Genomic DNA, 17,801 nt, shown 5'->3' with positions numbered 1-17,801 from the left:
CCGTGAGCGAGGGCTTGAGCCGCAGGCGGCTGTTCGGCCTCGGCGCGGCGGGAGTGGCCGCCGTCGGGGCGGGTGCGCTCGCCACCCGCTCCCTCGCGGAGCAGCCGGTCGCGTACGCCTCCGCCGCCTCCGACGCCGTCCCCTTCTACGGCGCCCACCAGGCCGGCATCACCACACCCGCCCAGGACCGGCTCCACTTCGTGGCCTTCGACGTGATCACGAAGGACCGGGGCGAACTGGTGGAGCTGCTCCAGGAGTGGACGGCGGCCGCGGCCCGGATGACCCAGGGCAGAGACGCCGGCACCTTCGGCGCCGTGGGCGGCGCGCCGGAGGCGCCGCCGGACGACACCGGCGAGGCCCTCGGCCTGCCCGCGTCCGGCCTGACGCTGACCGTCGGCTTCGGCCCCTCGCTGTTCGACGACCGGTTCGGCCTCGCCGACCGCAGGCCTCCGGCGCTGGCCGACCTGCCCGCCTTCCCGGGCGAGGACCTCCAGCCCCAGATCTCGGGCGGGGACATCTGCGTGCAGGCGTGCGCGCACGACCCCCAGGTGGCGGTGCACGCGATCCGCAACCTCGCCCGCATCGGCTTCGGCAAGGTCTCCGTGCGCTACTCGCAGCTCGGCTTCGGCCGCACCTCGTCCACCTCCCGGGCCCAGGCGACGCCGCGCAACCTGATGGGCTTCAAGGACGGCACGAACAACCTCAAGCTGGAGGACACCTCCATGCTGCGCGACCACCTGTGGGCCGCGCCCGGCGACGGACCGGCCTGGATGGACGGCGGCGCCTACCTCGTCACCCGCAAGATCAGAATGCACATCGAGACCTGGGACCGCGCCCCGCTGGCCGAGCAGGAGGCCATCTTCGGCCGGGACAAGGGCAAGGGCGCGCCGCTCACCGGCAAGGACGAGTTCGACGCGCCGGACTTCGCCGCGAAGGGCCCGGACGGGCAGCCGGCGATCGCCGGCGACGCGCACGTACGGCTCGCGCACCCCGACGCGCACGGCGGCGCGCGGCTGCTGCGGCGCGGCTACAACTTCGTGGACGGCTCCGACGGCCTCGGACGGCTCGACGCCGGCCTGTTCTTCATCGCCTACCAGCGCGACCCGCGCAAGCAGTTCGTGCCGATCCAGCGCATGCTGTCGCAGAAGGACTCGCTGAACGAGTACATCAAGCACGTCTCCAGCGGCCTGTTCGCCTGCCCGCCCGGGGTGGTCGACGGCGGCGACTACTGGGGCCGCACGCTGTTCACCTGAGCGCGTGTCGTTGAAATAGCGCTTTGTCCCTTTTCGAGACAACCGAATTCCGGCCGGAGAGACCCCGATCGTCGCGTCGATGAATTCACCGTGAACATGCGCGGAATTCCTCGGGATCCCTCTTTTCTTCCGCCCGCGAATTTCCCTTTTCTCCCATAATTCGGGTACGGGGAATTCAGAGCCACGGGGCGAAGGAAACCGGGAATGAAGCGTTGGATCGGGGTCGGGCTGGCGCTGCTGCTGGGTGTGGCCGTCGTCCTCGCCCTCGTGCTCGGCGACGACCGGGGCGACGGTGACGGGCAGGGTGACGGGCGGGGCGACGGGCAGGGAGCGCTCACGACGGTCCGCGGCGTCATCGGCTCGGAGAAGAAACCCTTCTTCGACGACGCCGCGGTCAGGGCGGCGTTCGCCAGGCACGGGCTGCGGGTCGAGGTCGACACCGCCGGTTCCCGCGAGATCGCGTCCACCGTGGACCTGCGCCCGTACGACTTCGCCTTCCCCTCCAGCGTCCCGGCGGCGGAGAAGATCCGGCAGACGCGCAAGATCGCCCGGACGTACTCGCCGTTCTACTCGCCGATGGCCGTCGCGACCTTCCAGCCGATCGTGGACGTGCTGGCGAAGGCGGGGGTGGTGCGCGACTCGGGCTCGGGCTACCAGGTCCTCGACCTGCGGCGGTTCCTCGACCTCGTCGCCCGGGGCACCCGCTGGGACGCGCTGCCCGGCAACACCGCCTACCGGGCGCGCAAGCGGGTCCTGCTGACCACCACCGACGTCCGCACGTCGAACTCCGCCGCCATGTACCTCGCGGCGACCAGCTACGTGGCCAACGGCGACGACGTCGTGAGCTCCCGGGAGCAGGTCGCGGCCGCGGCCGCGAAGATCGCGCCGCTCTTCCTCGACCAGGGCTACTCCGAGTCGAGCACCGAGGCGCCCTTCGAGGACTATCTCGCGCTCGGGATCGGCAAGACCCCGATGGTGGTGATCTACGAGGCGCAGTACGCCGCGCGGCTGTTCGCGGGCGGCGGGGCCGTCCGCCCCGACATGCGGCTGATCTACCCCGCGCCGACCGTGCTGAGCAAGCACACGCTCGTGCCGCTCACGGCCCGGGCCGCCGAGGTCGGGCGGCTGCTGCAGGAGGACCCGGAGTTCGCCCGGCTCGCCGCGAGGCACGGCTTCCGCACCGCCGATCCCGGGGTGTTCGCGGGCCTGGCGGCCAAGGCGAAGGCGCCGGTCCCCGGAAGCCTGGTCGACGTGGTCGAGCCGCCCGCCTACGACCGTCTGGAGGAGCTCGTCGCGACCATCGAGCGGCGCTATCTGGCCGGTGCGAAGCCGTCGTCCTGACCCCCCTTGTCCAGGAAGACAGTTTCCAGGAAGAGTCCCAGGAAGAGAGGACATCCGTGTCCGAAGATCTCGTGCTGACCCCGCCCGCCCCGGTGGCCGCGGTGCCGGTCGAGAAGGCGGCCACCATGCTGCCGCTCCCCGGCGAGCGCGCCGGCGAGCTCGCCCGGAAGGCGGCCGGCTTCGCCGACGAGCTCGGCACGCTCGACCACAGGTCGCCGGAGTTCACCAGGAAGGTGCACGACATCACCTCGATGGGCGACTCGGAGATCCGCGCCTCGTCCCAGGTGGCCAACCGGATGCTTAGGCGCCCGGTGGCGGCGCTGGCCTCGGCCAAGGGTGAGGGCGCCGACGGTCAGGCGCGGGTCGCCGGGCAGCTCGTGGCGCTGCGCCGGACGATCGTCGACCTCGACCCGAAGCAGGCGACCGCGGGCACCCGGCGGCTGCTGGGCGTCATCCCGTTCGGCGACCGGCTGCGCGACTACTTCGCCAGGTACCGCAGCGCGCAGAAGCACATCGACGACATCATCCGGGCGCTGAAGTCCGGGCAGGACGAGCTGCGCAAGGACAACGCGGCGATCGAGGGCGAGAAGGCGAACCTCTGGGAGTCGATGACGAAGCTCCAGGAGTACGCCGTGCTGGCGGCGGCGCTCGACTCGGCCCTCCAGGAGCGGATCGACCGGATCGAGCCCACCGACCCGGAGAAGGCGAACGCCCTGCGGTCGGACGCGCTCTTCGGGGTGCGCCAGAAGCACCAGGACCTGCTGACCCAGCTCGCCGTGTCGGCCCAGGGCTACCTCGCGCTCGACCTGGTGCGCAAGAACAACCTGGAGCTGATCAAGGGGGTGGAGCGGGCGACCACCACGACGATCGCGGCGCTGCGCACGGCCGTCACCGTGGCCCAGGCCCTGGCCGACCAGAAGCTCGTGCTCGACCAGATCACGGCGCTGAACGCCACCACCTCCGACCTGATCCTCGCGACCAGTGAGATGCTGCGCACCCAGGCCGGGGACATCCAGACCCAGGCCGCCGCCACGACGGTGAGCATGGAGACGCTGAGCAAGGCGTTCGACAACGTCTACTCGACGATGGACATGATCGACGGCTTCCGGGCCAAGGCCGTGGAGAGCATGGCCGTCACCGTCGGCAACCTCACCGTGGAGCTCGACCACGCCCGGGCCTACCTGGAGCGGTCCCGCCGCGCCGACGAGGCCGCGTCATGAGGCGAGCGGTCACGGCCGCCCTGGCCCTGCTGCTGGCCGCCACGGGCGCCTGCTCGGGCGGCGGAGCCGAGTCCCCGCCGGACGACCCCGCCGTACTGCGCGTCCTGGCGGGCAGCGAGATCAAGGACCTGGAGCCGCTGCTCGCCAAGGCGGCCGGAGCGGCGGGCGTGAAGGTGTCGCTCTCCTACACCGGCACCCTGGACGGCGCCGAGCAGGTGGCGAGCGGCGCCGCGGACGGCCGCTACGACGCCGTCTGGTTCTCCTCCAACCGCTACCTGTCCCTGATCGACGGGGCGACCGCGCGCCTGTCCACCCAGACCAAGATCATGGTGTCCCCGGTCGTCCTCGGCCTCACCCGCGCCAAGGCCCGCGAGCTGCACTGGGACACCGGCGAGGTCACCTGGACCGACATCGCCGAAGCCGCCGCCGGACACCGCTTCACCTTCGGCATGACCAACCCCGCGTCGTCCAACTCCGGTTTCTCCGCCCTGGTCGGGGTGGCGGCGGCGCTGTCGGACGCGGGCGAGGCGCTCGACCAGGCCCAGATCACGGCCGTCACCCCCAAGCTGACCGGGTTCTTCGCCGCCCAGACCCTCACCGCCGGCTCCTCCGGCTGGCTCGCCGACGCCTTCCGCCGGCGCGCCGACGTGGACGGGCTGATCAACTACGAGTCCGTGCTGCTCGGCCTGCGCTCCGCCGGAGGCGAGCCGCTCACACTGGTCTACCCTGCGGACGGCGTCGTCACCGCGGACTACCCGCTCACGCTGCTCGCGTCCTCGCCGAAGAAGGCGCAGTACGGCAAGCTGGCGGCCTGGCTGCGCACCCCGGCGGCGCAGCGCGAGATCATGACGACCACGGCCCGCCGGCCCATCGTGCCCGAGGTGCCGCCCGACGCCAGGTTCGGCACGGCCCCGCTGCTGGAGCTGCCCTTCCCCAACCGGCGCAGCGCGGCCGACGCGCTGATCAGCGCGTACCTGAACAAGGTGCGCCGCCCGTCGCGCACGCTGTTCGTGCTGGACACCTCCGGGTCGATGGAGGGCGACCGCATCGCGGCGCTCAGGGCGGCGCTCGCCACGCTGACCGGCGCGGACACCTCCGTGTCTGGGCGGTTCTCCCGGTTCCGCGACCGGGAGACGGTCACCCTGCTGCCGTTCAACACCGGGACCGGCCCGGGGAGCACGTTCACGGTGCCGGAGGGCGACCCCGCACCGGTCCTGGCCCGGATCCGGGCGTACGGCGACAGCCTGGAGGCCGGGGGCGGCACCGCCATCTACGACGGCCTGCGCGCGGCATACCAGACGCTCGGGAGCGAGCAGGACGGCGGAAGCTTCACCTCGGTGGTCCTGATGACCGACGGCGAGAACACCGACGGCTCCTCCTACGAGGACTTCGCCGCCTTCCACCGGACGCTGAACACCCACGTCCCCACGTTCGTCGTGCTGTTCGGCGACAGCGACGTCTCCGAGATGCGCCAGGTCTCCGATCTGACCGGCGGCGCGGTGTTCGACGCCCGGCAGGCGTCCCTCGCCTCGGCGTTCAAGGAGATCCGTGGCTACCAGTGACCGCGTCCTCGCCTACCTCGGCTCGCTGCGGAACATCGTCGGCTCCGCGCTCGCACTCGGCGGTCTCGCGCTGCACTTCCTCGGACTCGCCGGGTCGCTGTGGCCGGTGGTCGTCGCCGGGCTGTACGGCGTGGGCGCCCTGCTCACCCCGCCCGACCGGGTCCGGCTGACGATCTCCCACGCGGAGGTGGAGACGCGCGCGCTGCGGGCCGACCTGGACGCCCTCGTGGCGAAGGTGACGACCGCCCGCTTCCCCGAGGACGTGGTGGCGAAGGTCGGCGACCTCGCCGGGATCCTGCGTGAGGTGCTGGCCAGGGCGGAGGCGCTCACCTCCGCCCCCGACCACCTGCACGTCGTCTCGCAGGCCGTCCGCGACTACCTGCCCACCAGCCTGGAGGCGTACGCCAACCTGCCCAGGTCGTACGCGCTGACCCGGCGGGGGTCGCGTGAGCGCAGCGCGCACGAGGAGCTGATGGCCCAGCTCGGCCTGCTGGAGTCGGGGCTGTCGGCCGTCGCGGAGGCCGTCTACCAGGGGGACGAGCAGGCCCTCAGGGACCAGGGCCGGTTCCTGCGGGACCGCTTCGGCGGCTCTTCACTCGACTTGTAGAGCGGGAGGGCCGGCGGTCACAGGCGCGACTCGTACACCGCCCTGGCCTTCTCGACGAGATCGAGATGGTCGCGGAGCTGGGCCCTGGTGTGCAGCCGGGCCCGGCCCCTGATGAGCTCGTCGAGCAGGTCGAGCCAGCGCAGGCACCATCGGACGTCCTCCGGGCGGGCCACGTGCCGTCCCCGCACGTCGAGGTGGACCGGGCTCGTGTGGGCGTACGCCCGGCCGCCGGGGGACCGCGGATGGGCGCCGCCGCGGGCGACCGCGACCACGTAGGCCGGCGCGTCCACCGTCAGGGACACGGTGATCTCGGGACCCGGTCCCTCAGCCGTCACACCGTCCGCGGTGCGGATCTCCAGGTGCTCCACCTCCGGCCCGACGACCCGCGCCCGGACCGTGACCGTCTCGCCGCCGTCCAGGTTGAGCGTCTCCCCCGGGCCCAGGCCGTCCACCGTGAGCTCCAGCCAGGGGCCGGTGGTGGCGAACGTGCGGCCCCGCCGTACGGCCTCGGCGAACGACTCGGCGCCGAGCGGGCCGTCCACGCGGGCGTAGACGCGTTCCCAGCCCGGCGGGCTGGAGACCGTGTCCTGGCGGGTGAACGACAGCATGGCGTCGGTCCCGGCGAGCGCGGCGAGGCGGTTGCCCGCGCCGAGCAGCCTCCGGTAGACCTCGGCGGTCCCCGGCGTGGCCGACAGGTCGCTGAAGTGCAGCACCTCCATCCCGTCGACCAGGCCGAGCGCGGCGTCCACCACGAGGGCGCGGCCGGAGCAGTTCCTGGCGCCGCCCGCGACGACGTCCTCGGGCGAGGAGACCGGCCCGTGGAAGGGGTGGGCGTACCCCAGCACGGCGCGCGGCTCCCGCAGGTCGCCGCAGACGGTCCCGTTGGGCGGCCAGTCGGCGTCCGCGCCGAAGCCGGTGTGGCAGACGGCGGGCGGCGCGGCGATCCCGAACACGTGGACGTGGCCGAAGAGGTCGTTGCGGTACTCCACGCCCATCCGGGCCACGTGCCCGGCGTCCGACCACGGCAGGTCGCGACCGGCCCAGTGCCGCAACGCCTCCAGGTCGTAGACCCGGTCGCCCGCGACGTTCCCGGCGACGAGGTTCAGCACGTGCAGGTCCTCGCCGTGCTGCGCCGCCGCCGCCTCGGAAGGGGCCGCGACCAGGTCACCCGCCCAGTTCAGGTGGACGTGCAGGTCCGCGCCGTACCAGCCCCGGGCGGCGGCGTCGTACAGCCGTTGCGGCGTCAGCCCGACCAGCGTCTCCTCCCCCTCCCTCGGGACCACCGTGGTCTCGGCCACGCCGTACTCCATGCCGCGGGTCACCCTGATCGCGACGGGCTCGGCGGGGACGGCGAGCACGAGGTCGTCGCCGTGGAAGAACGGCACGTCGTCGTTGTCCCGCCGCTCCGGCGCGCCCTCCGGGTACCACCCCTGGCCGTCCCGGGACGTCACGCTCCAGCGACAGGGGAAGCCCGCGCGCAGGCGCAGCCGCGCGGCCCGCGCCGGCCGGGTGAGCCCGGACAGGTCCACCGCCTCGCCGTCCACGGTCAGCGTGGTCGCGGTCGTGACGTCGAGGAGCCGGGCGCCGCCCGCGGCGATCGCGTACGGCACGCCGCCGGCCGTCACCTCCACCGGGCCCGGCAGTGCGGAGTCGACCAGCAGGACGACGGGGACGGCCCCCGGTGACAGCAGCGGCCGGGCCGGGCCGTGCTCCAGGCGGCGGCCGTCCGGGGTCAGTCGCAGCACCACCAGGCCCCGGGGGACCTCTCCGCCCAGCGCGTCCCGGAAGGCCGCGTCGAGGTCGGGCCCGTGAGCCATCCGCCCGGCCACCGAGGGAAACCGGAGGAACGGCATCATCCGGACGTATCCCAGCGGCGGCTCACCCCAGGTGATCCCGTGCGCGGACAGCAGCGCGCCGTACTCCCGCAGCGCCCGCTCCACCTGTGGCGGCGTCATCGGGTCGTGGGTCATTCGCACCTCCCCGTAGTCGAAAGCGGCCACATCGTGGCACGGTTTCGGCCGGGGAAAACGTGCGCCGGCGCGTTCCCGGGCCCGCGGGTAGCGATCTGTCTCACCCGGGGGGAAAGGTGATGACCCGAGTGCCCCCAGGATTCCACCGGCGTTCCGTTCCCGCCCTTCCGGAGGCACACGCGGAGGGTCCCGGCGGCGCCCGTGCGTCAGGCGGGGGGCCCGTGCGTCAGGCGGGCGGGGCCTCCGCGGCGGTGCCCGCGCCGGGCGCCGGGCTCTTCCCGGCGTCCGGGCCGGTGGCGCCCCCGTTGGTGCCCCCGCTGGTGCTCAAGGCGTCGGGAGCGGCGGGCAGGAAGGCCGCGAGAATGCGGTCGGCGGCGAGAGCCGGGGTGAGGGTGCCGTCGAGGACCCGCCGCTCGATCTCCGGCGCGAGCGGCGCGACCGTCTCCCGCAGCATGGCCAGCAGGCGGTCGGTGACCAGCGCCCACGTCCACTCGACCTGCTGGCGGCTGCGCCGGCCGGCGAGGTCGGCGCCCTCCTGGTGACGCACCACGTGCGCCCACAGCTCCTCCAGGCCCGCGCCGGTGAGCCCGCTGCAGGTCAGCACCGGCGTGGCCGAACGCAGCAGCCGGAGCGCCCCGGACAGCTCCCGCGCGGCCCGGCGCGCGGCCGTCTCGTGCTCGCCGTCGGCCTTGTTGACCGCGATCACGTCCGCGAGCTCCAGCACGCCCTTCTTGATCCCCTGGAGCTGGTCTCCCGTACGGGCGAGGGTGAGCAGCAGGAACGTGTCGACCATGTCGGCGACCGCGGTCTCCGACTGGCCGACGCCGACGGTCTCGACGAGCACGACGTCGTAGCCGGCCGCCTCCACGACGACGACGGCCTCCCTCGTGGCCTTCGCCACGCCGCCGAGCGTCCCGGCGGTCGGGGACGGCCGGATGAAGGCGTCCGGGTCGGCCGACAGCTTGGCCATCCGGGTCTTGTCCCCCAGGATGCTGCCGCCCGAGCGCCGCGACGAGGGGTCGACGGCCAGCACGGCCACCCGGTGCCCCTGGCCGGTGAGATAGGTGCCGAGGGCCTCGATGAAGGTCGACTTGCCGACCCCCGGCACCCCCGACACCCCGACCCTGCGGGCCTTCCCGGCGTGCGGGGTGAGCTCGACCAGCAGCCGCTGCGCCAGCTCCCGGTGATCGGCCCTGGTCGACTCCACCAGCGTGATCGCCCGGGCGGTCCACCGCCGGTCGCCCGACAGCACGCCCTCGACGTAGTCCTCGACCACCGGTGCGGTCACTTGTGGCCCAGCCGTGCGGACAGCTCGCCCAGCAGCTCCAGCGCGGCGTCGGCGATCACCGTGCCGGGCAGGAAGATCGACGAGGCGCCCGCGGCCCGGAGCTCCGCCACGTCGCCGGGCGGGATCACCCCGCCGACCACGATCATGATGTCCGCCGCGCCGAGCCCGGCGAGCGCCTCGCGCAGCGCGGGCACCAGCGTCAGGTGCCCGGCCGCGAGCGAGGAGACCCCGACCACGTGGACGTCCGCCTCGACGGCCTGCCGGGCGACCTCCTCGGGCGTCTGGAACAGCGGGCCGACGTCGACGTCGAAGCCGAGGTCGGCGAAGGCGCTCGCGATCACCTTCTGCCCCCGGTCGTGGCCGTCCTGGCCCATCTTCGCGACGAGGATCCGGGGCCTGCGGCCCTCCGCCTTCTCGAACTGCGCGCTCGCCTCGCGGACCTGGTCCGCGGCGCCGCCCACCTCCGCGCGGTACACCCCCGATATCGTACGGATCTGGGCGGCGTGCCGTCCGAAGACCTTCTCCAGCGCGTCGGAGATCTCCCCGACGGTCGCCTTGGCCCTGGCCGCGTTCACCGCCAGCTCCAGCAGGTTCTCCCCGCTCGCCGCGCCCTTGGTCAGCGCCTCCAGCGCCCCGGCGACCGCGTCGGCCGAGCGCTCCTCGCGGAGCCTGCGCAGCTTCTCGATCTGCTGGTCGCGCACCGCCGTGTTGTCGACCTTCAGCACCTCGATCGGCTCGTCGGCCTCGAGGCGGTACTTGTTGACGCCGATCACCGGCTGGCCGCCGGAGTCGATGCGGGCCTGCGTGCGGGCCGCCGCCTCCTCGATGCGCATCTTGGGCAGCCCCTGGTCGATGGCCCTCGCCATGCCGCCGGCCTGCTCGACCTCCTGGATGTGCTTCCACGCCGCCCGGGCCAGCTCGCGGGTCAGCCACTCCACGTAGTGGGAGCCGCCCCACGGGTCGATCACCCGGCCGGTGCCCGACTCCTGCTGGAGCAGAAGCTGGGTGTTGCGCGCGATCCGCGCCGAGAAGTCGGTCGGCAGCGCGAGCGCCTCGTCCAGCGCGTTCGTGTGCAGCGACTGGGTGTGCCCCTGGGTAGCCGCCATCGCCTCCACGCAGGTCCGTACGACGTTGTTGAACACGTCCTGCGCGGTCAGCGACCAGCCCGACGTCTGGCTGTGCGTGCGCAGCGACAGCGACTTGGGGTTCTCCGGCCCGAAGCCCTTCACCAGGCGGGCCCACAGCAGCCGGGCGGCGCGGAGCTTGGCCACCTCCATGAAGAAGTTCATGCCGATGCACCAGAAGAACGACAGCCGCGGCGCGAACTCGTCGATGCCGAGCCCGGCCCCGACGCCCGCCCGCAGATACTCCAGGCCGTCGGCCAGCGTGTACGCGAGCTCCAGGTCGCAGGTCGCCCCGGCCTCCTGGATGTGGTAGCCGGAGATCGAGATGGAGTTGAACTTCGGCATGTTCCGGGAGGTGTACTCGAAGATGTCGGAGATGATCCGCATCGACGGGCCCGGCGGGTAGATGTAGGTGTTGCGGACCATGAACTCCTTGAGGATGTCGTTCTGGATGGTCCCCGCCAGCTTGTCGGGCGTGACCCCCTGCTCCTCGGCGGCGACGATGTAGAGCGCCAGGATCGGCAGCACCGCCCCGTTCATGGTCATCGACACGCTCATCCGGTCGAGCGGGATCCCCTCGAACAGCTGCCGCATGTCGTAGATCGAGTCGATCGCCACGCCCGCCATGCCGACGTCGCCCGCGACGCGCGGGTGGTCGGAGTCGTAGCCCCGGTGGGTCGCGAGGTCGAAGGCGACCGACAGGCCCTTCTGCCCGGCGGCGAGGTTGCGCCGGTAGAACGCGTTGGACGCCTCCGCGGTGGAGAACCCGGCGTACTGCCGGATGGTCCACGGCTGCGTGACGTACATCGTGGGATACGGGCCGCGCAGGAACGGCGCGAGACCGGGATAGGTCCGCGGGGCGCCGTCCGCCCCGAGGTCGGCGGCCGTGTAGAACGGCTTCACCGCGATGCCCTCGGGGGTCTCCCACGCCGGCCCGCCGCCTGGGACCTCCGGCGCGGCGGCGCCCGATCCCAGATCTATCTCCGAGAAATCCGGAATCATCGGCTCACTCCCAGGTCGTCGAACGTCGCGCGGAGCACCCCGAGCGCGTCGCATCCGGCGTACACGTTGGCGTCCACCCCTTCATACTCGCCCTTCCCCGCCAGCCACACCTTCCGCGCCCCCGCCTCCCGGAGCGCCGCCGCGACCGCCGCCGCGTGCTCGCCGTACAGGCGGTCGCTGGAGCACAGGCAGGCCACGGGGGCGCCGGACTCGCGGAACGCCGCGGCGATCGCGGCCGGGTCGGCGCCCGGCCCGCCGGCGACCGTCGCGATGCCGCCCGCGGCGAACAGGTTGGCCGCGAACGTCGCCCTCGCGGTGTGCGCGGCGATCGGCCCGATCGTGGCGAGGAACACCGTGGGCCGGCTCGGCTGCGCGTCGGCGAGGTCGCGCAGCGCCTCGAACTCCTCGGCGTGGCGCACCAGCGGCAGCCCGTCGCCGGGCGTACGGGCGAGGCCGGGGCCCGGCCTCCGGGTGACCGGTCTCTCCCCCAGGTCGGGGAACTCGCTGACCCCGGTGATCGGGTCCCGCCGGTGGGCGATGTTCACCGCCCGCGCGGCGCGCGTCTCCGCCAGTCGCTCCGGAACCAGCCGCTCCAGCGCCGCGGCCATCCCGCCGGACCGCTCGATCTCCTGGAACCACTCCCAGGCACGGCGGGCGAGGTCGTCGGTGAGCCGCTCCACGTACCACGAGCCCCCGGCGGGATCGGCGACCCGGGCGACGCCGGCCTCCTCGACCAGCAGCGCCTGCGTGTTGCGCGCGATGCGCCGGGCGAACGCGTCGGGCAGCCCGAGGCAGGCGTCGAACGGCTGCACGGTCACCGCGTCGGCCCCGCCCGTCCCGGCCGCGAAACAGGCCAGGGTCGTGCGCAGCATGTTCACCCAGGGGTCCCGCACCGTCATCATCGCCGAGGACGTGACGGCGTGCTGAAGCTGGCGCCCCGGCCCTCCGGCGACCTCGGCCACCCGCGCCCACATCCGCCGCGCCGCCCGCAGCTTGGCGATCGTGAGGAACTGGTCGGCGGTCGCGGCGTACCGGAACTCGATCTGGCCCAGCGCCTGCTCCACCGTCAGTCCCGCGCCGGTCAGCGCCCGCAGGTAGGCCACGCCTGTCGCGATCGAACAGCCGAGCTCGTCGGTGTCCGCGCCGCCCGCGTCGTGGTACGGCAGCGCGTCGACGGTGATCGCCCGCAGGCCGGGGTGATCCGCCGCGCAGCGGCGGGCGAGCGTCACCGCGTCGTCCAGGACGGCCGGCGCGCCGGTGCGGGCCGCCAGCCCGATCGGGTCGGCGCCGAGGTTCCCGCCGGGCAGCGCCACGTCCCCGGCGAGGCGCAGGAACGCGTCCGCCGCCTCCGCCGTACGGGGTCCGGCGTCGAGGACGACCGGGGCGAGGTCGAGCAGGACGCCGTCCAGCACGGCCGGCAGCGCGGCGGGGTCGATCGAGGTCAGGTCGAGCCAGAGGGAGGTGACGCCGTTCTCCAGGTCGGCGTGGATCGCCTCGCGGGTGACGGCCGGGTCGGGGTCGGCGTGCCGCTGCCGCACGTCCCACAGGCCGGGTCCGCGGACCACGCGCGGCGCGTCGGGCAGGTCGCTCGCGTCGTACAGCGCGGCGATCCGGACACCGTCATAGGAGATGGTCGACAGGGCGTCCTCGGCCGCGTCGTCCGTCCCCTCCCAGCCGGTTTTGCGCAGCACCCCGAGCGCGAGCGCGCGCCACCGTTCCCGCGTTGCCTGCGGAAATCCTGCGGTGGGATCGGCGAGGTCGTCGAGTTCAACAGGCGGCACCGTCATGAACCGGATGCTATGGGGATTCTCGCGTCGGCGGGGCAACTGCCCCCGAGTCTGGGGTCCCCGGGTCCCGAATCTGGGGACGGCGAGCGTCGCCCGGACGCCTCACGGAGGCGTCCCCGGCACCGGCGACGCGGGAGAGAGCCGGACTCCGTGTGGCGACGGCGCCCGCGGATGTCGTCGCAGGGCGCCTAGGATCGGGCGGCATGGCGCTGCGACCTGTCATGGTGAACATCAAGGCCGTCGAGCACTCGGCGGTCGGCCGGTTCTGGGCGGAGGCGCTCGGCTGGACCGCTCACAGCGGAGGATCCGGCGTGACCACCTACGCCGCACCCGCCGGCGACCTCGTCTGGCCGCACCCGGTCGCCGTGTGCGTCGACGTCGTCACCGTCCCGGAACCCAAGACGACGGAGAAGAACCGGGTGCACCTCGATCTCGCCACCACCTCGGCGGCCCATCAGGCGGACCTGGTCGCGCGCCTGGTGGATATCGGTGCGACGCCGGCGGATGTCGGCCAGGGCGAAGTGCCGTGGACGGTTCTCGCCGACCCGGAGGGCAACGAGTTCTGCGTGCTGGAGCCCCGGGAGAGGTACCGGGACACCGGCCCGATCGCCGCGGTGGTGGTCGACTGCGCGGACCCGCGGGCCATGGCCCGGTTCTGGGGCGAGGCTCTGGACTGGACCCTGCACGAGGTGACCGGCGACCAGGCGACGCTGCGCTCCGCCAAGGGTGTCGGCCCATATCTGGAGTTCCTCCGTACGCCCGGCGTGAAGACCGTGCCGGACCGCGTCCATCTCGACCTGCTGCCGTATCCCGGCGACGACAAAGCGGCGGAGGTGGCCCGGCTGCGGGCCCTCGGCGCCACCGACCTCGACCTCGGCCAGGGCGACGTCCCGTGGACGTGCCTGGCCGACCCGGAGGGCCACGAGTTCTGCGTCCTCGCCCTCTCCTGACGCTTAGCCTGAACGGCACTCTCCGGTGTGCGGGCGGGAGGTGCCGCCGCGCCCCGCCCGGACCGCGGACAACGGCTACCGCGGGTACGGGCTGGTGAATCGGCTCACCGGCGAAGCGCTACTCGGCGAACAGCTCGTGGGCCGAGGTGACGGTGACGGCCCGGCGTACCCAGGTCCGCAACTGGTCCAGGTCCTGGCACCGGCGGATCCGCTCGCGTACGTCGTCGGGAATCTCCAGGCCCCGGGTCTCCAGCACGCTGAGGATCGCATCGATCTCGCCCTCGGCGTGTCCCTCCGTGCGTCCTTTGGCCAGCCAGTGGGAGAAGTACTTCTCGCCGAGGTGCTCGAAGTCCTGAATGGTGGTCACCATCTCCTCCAGACGCTTGGCCGTCACCATGGGTAGCGAGTTGAATACGTAGTTCAAATATACCGTCGCCCGGTCCTCGTCAAGCGTCGCGAGCCCGGCCAGCAGCGCTTCCAGGGCGGGCCCGTCCTCGGCTTCCTCGGGGTGGGCCACGACCGACATGACCGCGAGTTCCGGGCAGGTGCGCGCGGCCTCGGGGTCGGTGACCAGGGGGATGTCGCCGGGCTCGATCGCCAGCGGGGTGATGACGCCGCCCGGGCCCAGGCCGATGGCCTGCCGGCACCAGCGGGCCACGGCCCGGTCGGGGCAGATGACCAGCAGCGCGGTGTCGCACTTGTAGCGGGAGCGCAGCGTCGTGACGTAGACCGGCCAGCTGAACCGCTTCCCTCGGTCGTGGCCGCGCTGCACCTCCACGATCACGGCCAGTGTCGCCGCTCCGGCCTCGTCGCGGACCACGACGACCGAGTCGGCGCGGCGTTCGACCGGCACCGGCTGGGTGCTGTCCACCGATTCCACCCGGGCGGCCGTGAAGGGCGGGATCGGGGTCCCGGTCGCGACGTGGAGGAGTTCCAGCGCGGTTTCCGGCCGGTTGTGGATGAGAGCGATGGGCATCTCGTGGTCGAGTCCTGGCATGGCCGAGATATTACTATGAGTTGCTCATTGATTACTTTGAGTTCTGGCGAACCTGTGGGGGGCTTCCTGAGCGTGCGTCTCTCGGAGTGATCGAGGCGGCGGGAAGCGCTCCCGGCGTCAGGAATGGGGGCTTCGGCTTCTGTGCCCGACGTCCGATTGCCTGTGCCTTCTTTCGTACATGGCGGCCTGCAGCCGGGCGACGTCTTCGAGGTCCTTGGGGCGGCGGGGCACTCCGGGAACCCAGACCGGCATCATCCGCTTGATCTCGATCTGCGCGGCGGGACTGATGATCGGGCACCGCAACCGGCCCAGCCGGCCGGGCTCCGCGTCGAGCATTCCCTCCGGCCAGGGCTCCCCCTTCCACGGGCCGCCTGCGACCACCACCCGGCCGTCTCCGTCCGTCGCCAGAAGAGCGAAGCTCAGTTCCACATCACCACGGCCGAAGTCCAGTTGCTGCTCGGGCGGCGGGCCGGGTATCGGTTCGTAACCGCGCCCCGTCAGCTTCGCGGCCAGGCCGGGCGCGTCCTCCGCCCAGACGAACCAGTCGACGTCCCTGTGGTCGCGGGTGATCTCACCGAGGTAGAAGTCCATCGCCCAGCCGCCGCGCAGCCAGACCTGGACACCGATCTCCCCCGCAAGGCCGATCACCTCGTCGATCGCGTGCAGGTGCCGAGCCGCGCGTTCTTCATCCACGTATGGGACGCTACGCCACGATCTTTACGCTTGGGCACTCCCCCGGGCGTACCGGGTCAGTCCCGGCCGGATTCGAGATAACCGGTCAGGTAGGTCAGCGCGGCGGCGGTGTCACCGCCGGGGCCGTGCGGCCGGCGCAGGTCGTCGACGAAGGCGGCGATGTCGGCGAGCCGCCACCACAGAGGATAGAGAGCGAGGCCGGCCGCCGTGACGGCCCGGCCGGTGAGGCGGGTGTAGCGAGCGAGCACCTCGCCGCCGTCGCCGGTCTCGTCCTCGCCGAGCATGCGGGCGAGAGCCGGGGTGAGCATCCACAGGTCCCGCTCCGGAGGAGCGACCAGCACGGTGTCCCAGTCGATGAGCCGCGGACCGGCCGGGGTACGCACGATGTTGCCGGGGTGCGGTTCGCCGTGTGTGACGACCCACGGCGTTCCGGAGTCACGCACCTGCTCGGCGCGTGAATCGAACTCGGCGAGCGACCTTCGTACCTGCCCGGCGTGGGCGGTCAGCAGCGCACGGGCCGGCTCGGCGTACGGCCCGCCGGTCCACTCGCGATCGAGGTCCCGCAGCGCCTCCACCAGCCCGTCCCGGCCGGGCAGCGCCAGGTCGGACCGGGGCGCGACGTCCGCCACGAGCGGGGTCGCCTCGTGCAACGCGGCCAGCAGGCCGGCCAGCTCGGCGCGGTCCTCGGGCCGGTGCGCGCCGAAGTGCCCGGCGGCGCCCTCCACCATCGGGAACACCGACAGGGCGTACCGCGAGGTCAACCGCCGGACCAGGGCGCCGGTCGCGGCCGGGATCGGCGCGAGCACGAAGTCGAGCCCCGCGTCCCGGCGCAGTGCCAGCGCGACGCCGAACGCCCGCTCGATGCCGTAAAAGGCGTCATCGCGTCCGGCGTCCCCGGCGCCGAGGTCGTCCACCTTGACGAACCACGCCTGCCCCCGCCGATCCGCCACCGACCAGTGATGGCTGCCCGCGCCCACCGGGAGGTACTCGGCTGAGCGGGGCTCCATGCCCCAGCCCTCGGCCAGCGCGATCGTGAGCTCGGCCTCCGCCAGGTCGGCCGGTCTGTCCCTCATACGCCGAAAGTGTGGCCGATCCCGGGGCCCGGACGCGGATCATTTCTCGCATGGCGGGATCGGCGGCCGTGCGCGCCGAGGCCGGATCCGGGGTCAGGACTTGGCGGCGAAGGCCGCGTCCCAGGTCTGCTTGCCGACGATCCCGTCGACGTCGAGGTGCTTGTCCTTCTGGAACCGGCGGCACGCCTCCTGGGAGTCCGGCCCGTACGCGCCGTCGACCGTGATGTCGTAGCCGAGCGTCTTCATCCGCGACTGCCAGGCGCGGACGTCGTCGCCGTGCATGACAGGGGGATACTTCAGCAGCCGCCCGGGCCACTTCTGGGTGGGCCGCGGTCCGGGCTTGGGATCGGGCAGGCTGGTGCCGCCGGGGCGGGGGGCGCCCTTCTTGACCCAGGCGTACAGGGCGTCGCCGGGGCAGTCGGTGGAGTAGCCGTCGCGGTGGCCCTTGATCTCCTTGCCCGCGCCGCCCTTCGCACGGAGGTACTCCACCGCGTCGAGGATGGCGTGCAGGATCCCGTCGGTGGGCTGGACCAGCCCGGCGTTGCCGACCAGGCCGAGCACGGCGTAGTGGCCGGAGTTGAGGCCGGGGCCGTTGGCGGCGGGCAGGTGGCCCGGCCCGCGGCCGACGAACACCTTCCGGTGCGGGCACGCGACCATCGAATAGCCGATGTCGAGCCAGCCGTTGCCGTCCATGTGGAAGTTCTGGATCGACTTGACCATGGCCACGCACTTGGCGTGGTCGCGGACGATGCCGGGGTCCACACGTCCGCCGGTGTAGTGGACCTTCACGCCCTGGGTGGAGGCCAGCGAGGAGTACGAGCCCCTGGGCGAGCGCGCCCCCCAGTCGGCGCGGGACACGAGATCGATGGCCACAGTTCTCTCCGTAGAAGCCGTACAACTGGACACCGAGGGTAGCGGTAACTCCTCAGCAACC

General features: G+C 72.8%; 14 protein-coding genes. 6 read left to right on the top strand and 8 right to left on the bottom strand.

Annotation, left to right across the window (positions count from 1 at the left end; genetic code table 11):
• The first annotated feature begins 2 nt into the window (after nt 1-2).
• The 5 genes from efeB (at nt 3) to HHX33_RS12090 (ending at nt 5,983) form a co-directional block, all read left to right on the top strand.
• On the top strand, nt 3-1,253 hold the full coding sequence (gene efeB, locus HHX33_RS12110; protein WP_310741329.1) for an iron uptake transporter deferrochelatase/peroxidase subunit: 1,251 nt from the start codon (nt 3-5) through the stop codon (nt 1,251-1,253).
• Nucleotides 1,254-1,457: 204 nt separating this feature from the next.
• Nucleotides 1,458-2,594, top strand: a complete 1,137-nt coding sequence (locus tag HHX33_RS12105; RefSeq protein ID WP_182874639.1) for a hypothetical protein — start codon at nt 1,458-1,460, stop codon at nt 2,592-2,594.
• Nucleotides 2,595-2,650: 56 nt separating this feature from the next.
• The gene (locus HHX33_RS12100) at nt 2,651-3,814 is read left to right on the top strand and encodes a toxic anion resistance protein (protein WP_310741328.1); all 1,164 of its coding nucleotides are present in this window, start codon (nt 2,651-2,653) and stop codon (nt 3,812-3,814) included.
• Nucleotides 3,811-5,376: a VWA domain-containing protein gene (locus tag HHX33_RS12095; protein WP_182874638.1), complete on the top strand. Its 1,566-nt coding sequence runs from the start codon at nt 3,811-3,813 to the stop codon at nt 5,374-5,376. Before HHX33_RS12100 ends, HHX33_RS12095 begins: the two co-directional genes overlap by 4 nt.
• On the top strand, nt 5,363-5,983 hold the full coding sequence (locus HHX33_RS12090; RefSeq protein WP_182874637.1) for a hypothetical protein: 621 nt from the start codon (nt 5,363-5,365) through the stop codon (nt 5,981-5,983). Before HHX33_RS12095 ends, HHX33_RS12090 begins: the two co-directional genes overlap by 14 nt.
• 17 nt (nt 5,984-6,000) lie before the next feature.
• Here the strand turns inward: HHX33_RS12090 and HHX33_RS12085 are convergent, their stop codons facing one another.
• From HHX33_RS12085 to HHX33_RS12070, 4 genes are all read right to left on the bottom strand, one after another.
• Nucleotides 6,001-7,953: a CehA/McbA family metallohydrolase gene (locus HHX33_RS12085; RefSeq protein ID WP_310741326.1), complete on the bottom strand. Its 1,953-nt coding sequence runs from the start codon at nt 7,951-7,953 to the stop codon at nt 6,001-6,003.
• Nucleotides 7,954-8,179: 226 nt separating this feature from the next.
• Nucleotides 8,180-9,241, bottom strand: a complete 1,062-nt coding sequence (meaB, locus tag HHX33_RS12080; protein WP_182874636.1) for a methylmalonyl Co-A mutase-associated GTPase MeaB — start codon at nt 9,239-9,241, stop codon at nt 8,180-8,182.
• Nucleotides 9,238-11,367: a methylmalonyl-CoA mutase gene (gene scpA, locus HHX33_RS12075; protein ID WP_138461086.1), complete on the bottom strand. Its 2,130-nt coding sequence runs from the start codon at nt 11,365-11,367 to the stop codon at nt 9,238-9,240. Before scpA ends, meaB begins: the two co-directional genes overlap by 4 nt.
• On the bottom strand, nt 11,364-13,154 hold the full coding sequence (locus HHX33_RS12070; RefSeq protein WP_182874635.1) for a methylmalonyl-CoA mutase family protein: 1,791 nt from the start codon (nt 13,152-13,154) through the stop codon (nt 11,364-11,366). The genes scpA and HHX33_RS12070 overlap by 4 nt, the downstream gene beginning before the upstream one ends.
• 203 nt (nt 13,155-13,357) lie before the next feature.
• Between HHX33_RS12070 and HHX33_RS12065 the strand changes: the two genes are divergently transcribed.
• Nucleotides 13,358-14,104 (top strand): VOC family protein, encoded by a 747-nt coding sequence (locus tag HHX33_RS12065; RefSeq protein WP_182874634.1) that lies wholly within the window; start codon nt 13,358-13,360, stop codon nt 14,102-14,104.
• Between the two features lie 118 nt (nt 14,105-14,222).
• Here the strand turns inward: HHX33_RS12065 and HHX33_RS12060 are convergent, their stop codons facing one another.
• The 4 genes from HHX33_RS12060 to HHX33_RS37155 form a co-directional block, all read right to left on the bottom strand.
• Nucleotides 14,223-15,101: a hypothetical protein gene (locus tag HHX33_RS12060; RefSeq protein ID WP_182874633.1), complete on the bottom strand. Its 879-nt coding sequence runs from the start codon at nt 15,099-15,101 to the stop codon at nt 14,223-14,225.
• Nucleotides 15,102-15,218: 117 nt separating this feature from the next.
• Nucleotides 15,219-15,794 carry a nucleotidyltransferase domain-containing protein gene (locus HHX33_RS12055; RefSeq protein WP_182874632.1) on the bottom strand — a complete coding sequence of 192 codons (576 nt, stop codon included), beginning with the start codon at nt 15,792-15,794 and terminating at the stop codon, nt 15,219-15,221.
• Between the two features lie 56 nt (nt 15,795-15,850).
• The gene (locus HHX33_RS12050; protein WP_220501717.1) at nt 15,851-16,867 is read right to left on the bottom strand and encodes a phosphotransferase; all 1,017 of its coding nucleotides are present in this window, start codon (nt 16,865-16,867) and stop codon (nt 15,851-15,853) included.
• 93 nt (nt 16,868-16,960) lie between these two features.
• Nucleotides 16,961-17,740, bottom strand: a complete 780-nt coding sequence (locus HHX33_RS37155; protein ID WP_182874631.1) for an N-acetylmuramoyl-L-alanine amidase — start codon at nt 17,738-17,740, stop codon at nt 16,961-16,963.
• Nucleotides 17,741-17,801 lie beyond the last annotated feature (61 nt).

The organism is Microbispora sp. H10670 (assembly GCF_014161385.1).
Lineage (GTDB): Bacteria > Actinomycetota > Actinomycetes > Streptosporangiales > Streptosporangiaceae > Microbispora > Microbispora triticiradicis.
The sequence above is the reverse complement of the archived record's forward strand: the minus strand, read 5'-3'. Positions and strand labels throughout refer to the sequence as shown.

Coding starts and splice junctions, on each gene's coding strand:
- HHX33_RS12095 (WP_182874638.1), top strand. CDS start 3,811: ATGAGGCGAGCGGTCACGGCCGCCCTGGCCCTGCTGCTGGCCGCCACG.
- HHX33_RS12050 (WP_220501717.1), bottom strand. CDS start 16,867: ATGAGGGACAGACCGGCCGACCTGGCGGAGGCCGAGCTCACGATCGCG.
- scpA (WP_138461086.1), bottom strand. CDS start 11,367: ATGATTCCGGATTTCTCGGAGATAGATCTGGGATCGGGCGCCGCCGCG.
- HHX33_RS12105 (WP_182874639.1), top strand. CDS start 1,458: ATGAAGCGTTGGATCGGGGTCGGGCTGGCGCTGCTGCTGGGTGTGGCC.
- HHX33_RS12060 (WP_182874633.1), bottom strand. CDS start 15,101: ATGCCAGGACTCGACCACGAGATGCCCATCGCTCTCATCCACAACCGG.
- HHX33_RS12065 (WP_182874634.1), top strand. CDS start 13,358: ATGGCGCTGCGACCTGTCATGGTGAACATCAAGGCCGTCGAGCACTCG.
- HHX33_RS12070 (WP_182874635.1), bottom strand. CDS start 13,154: ATGACGGTGCCGCCTGTTGAACTCGACGACCTCGCCGATCCCACCGCA.
- HHX33_RS12085 (WP_310741326.1), bottom strand. CDS start 7,953: ATGACCCACGACCCGATGACGCCGCCACAGGTGGAGCGGGCGCTGCGG.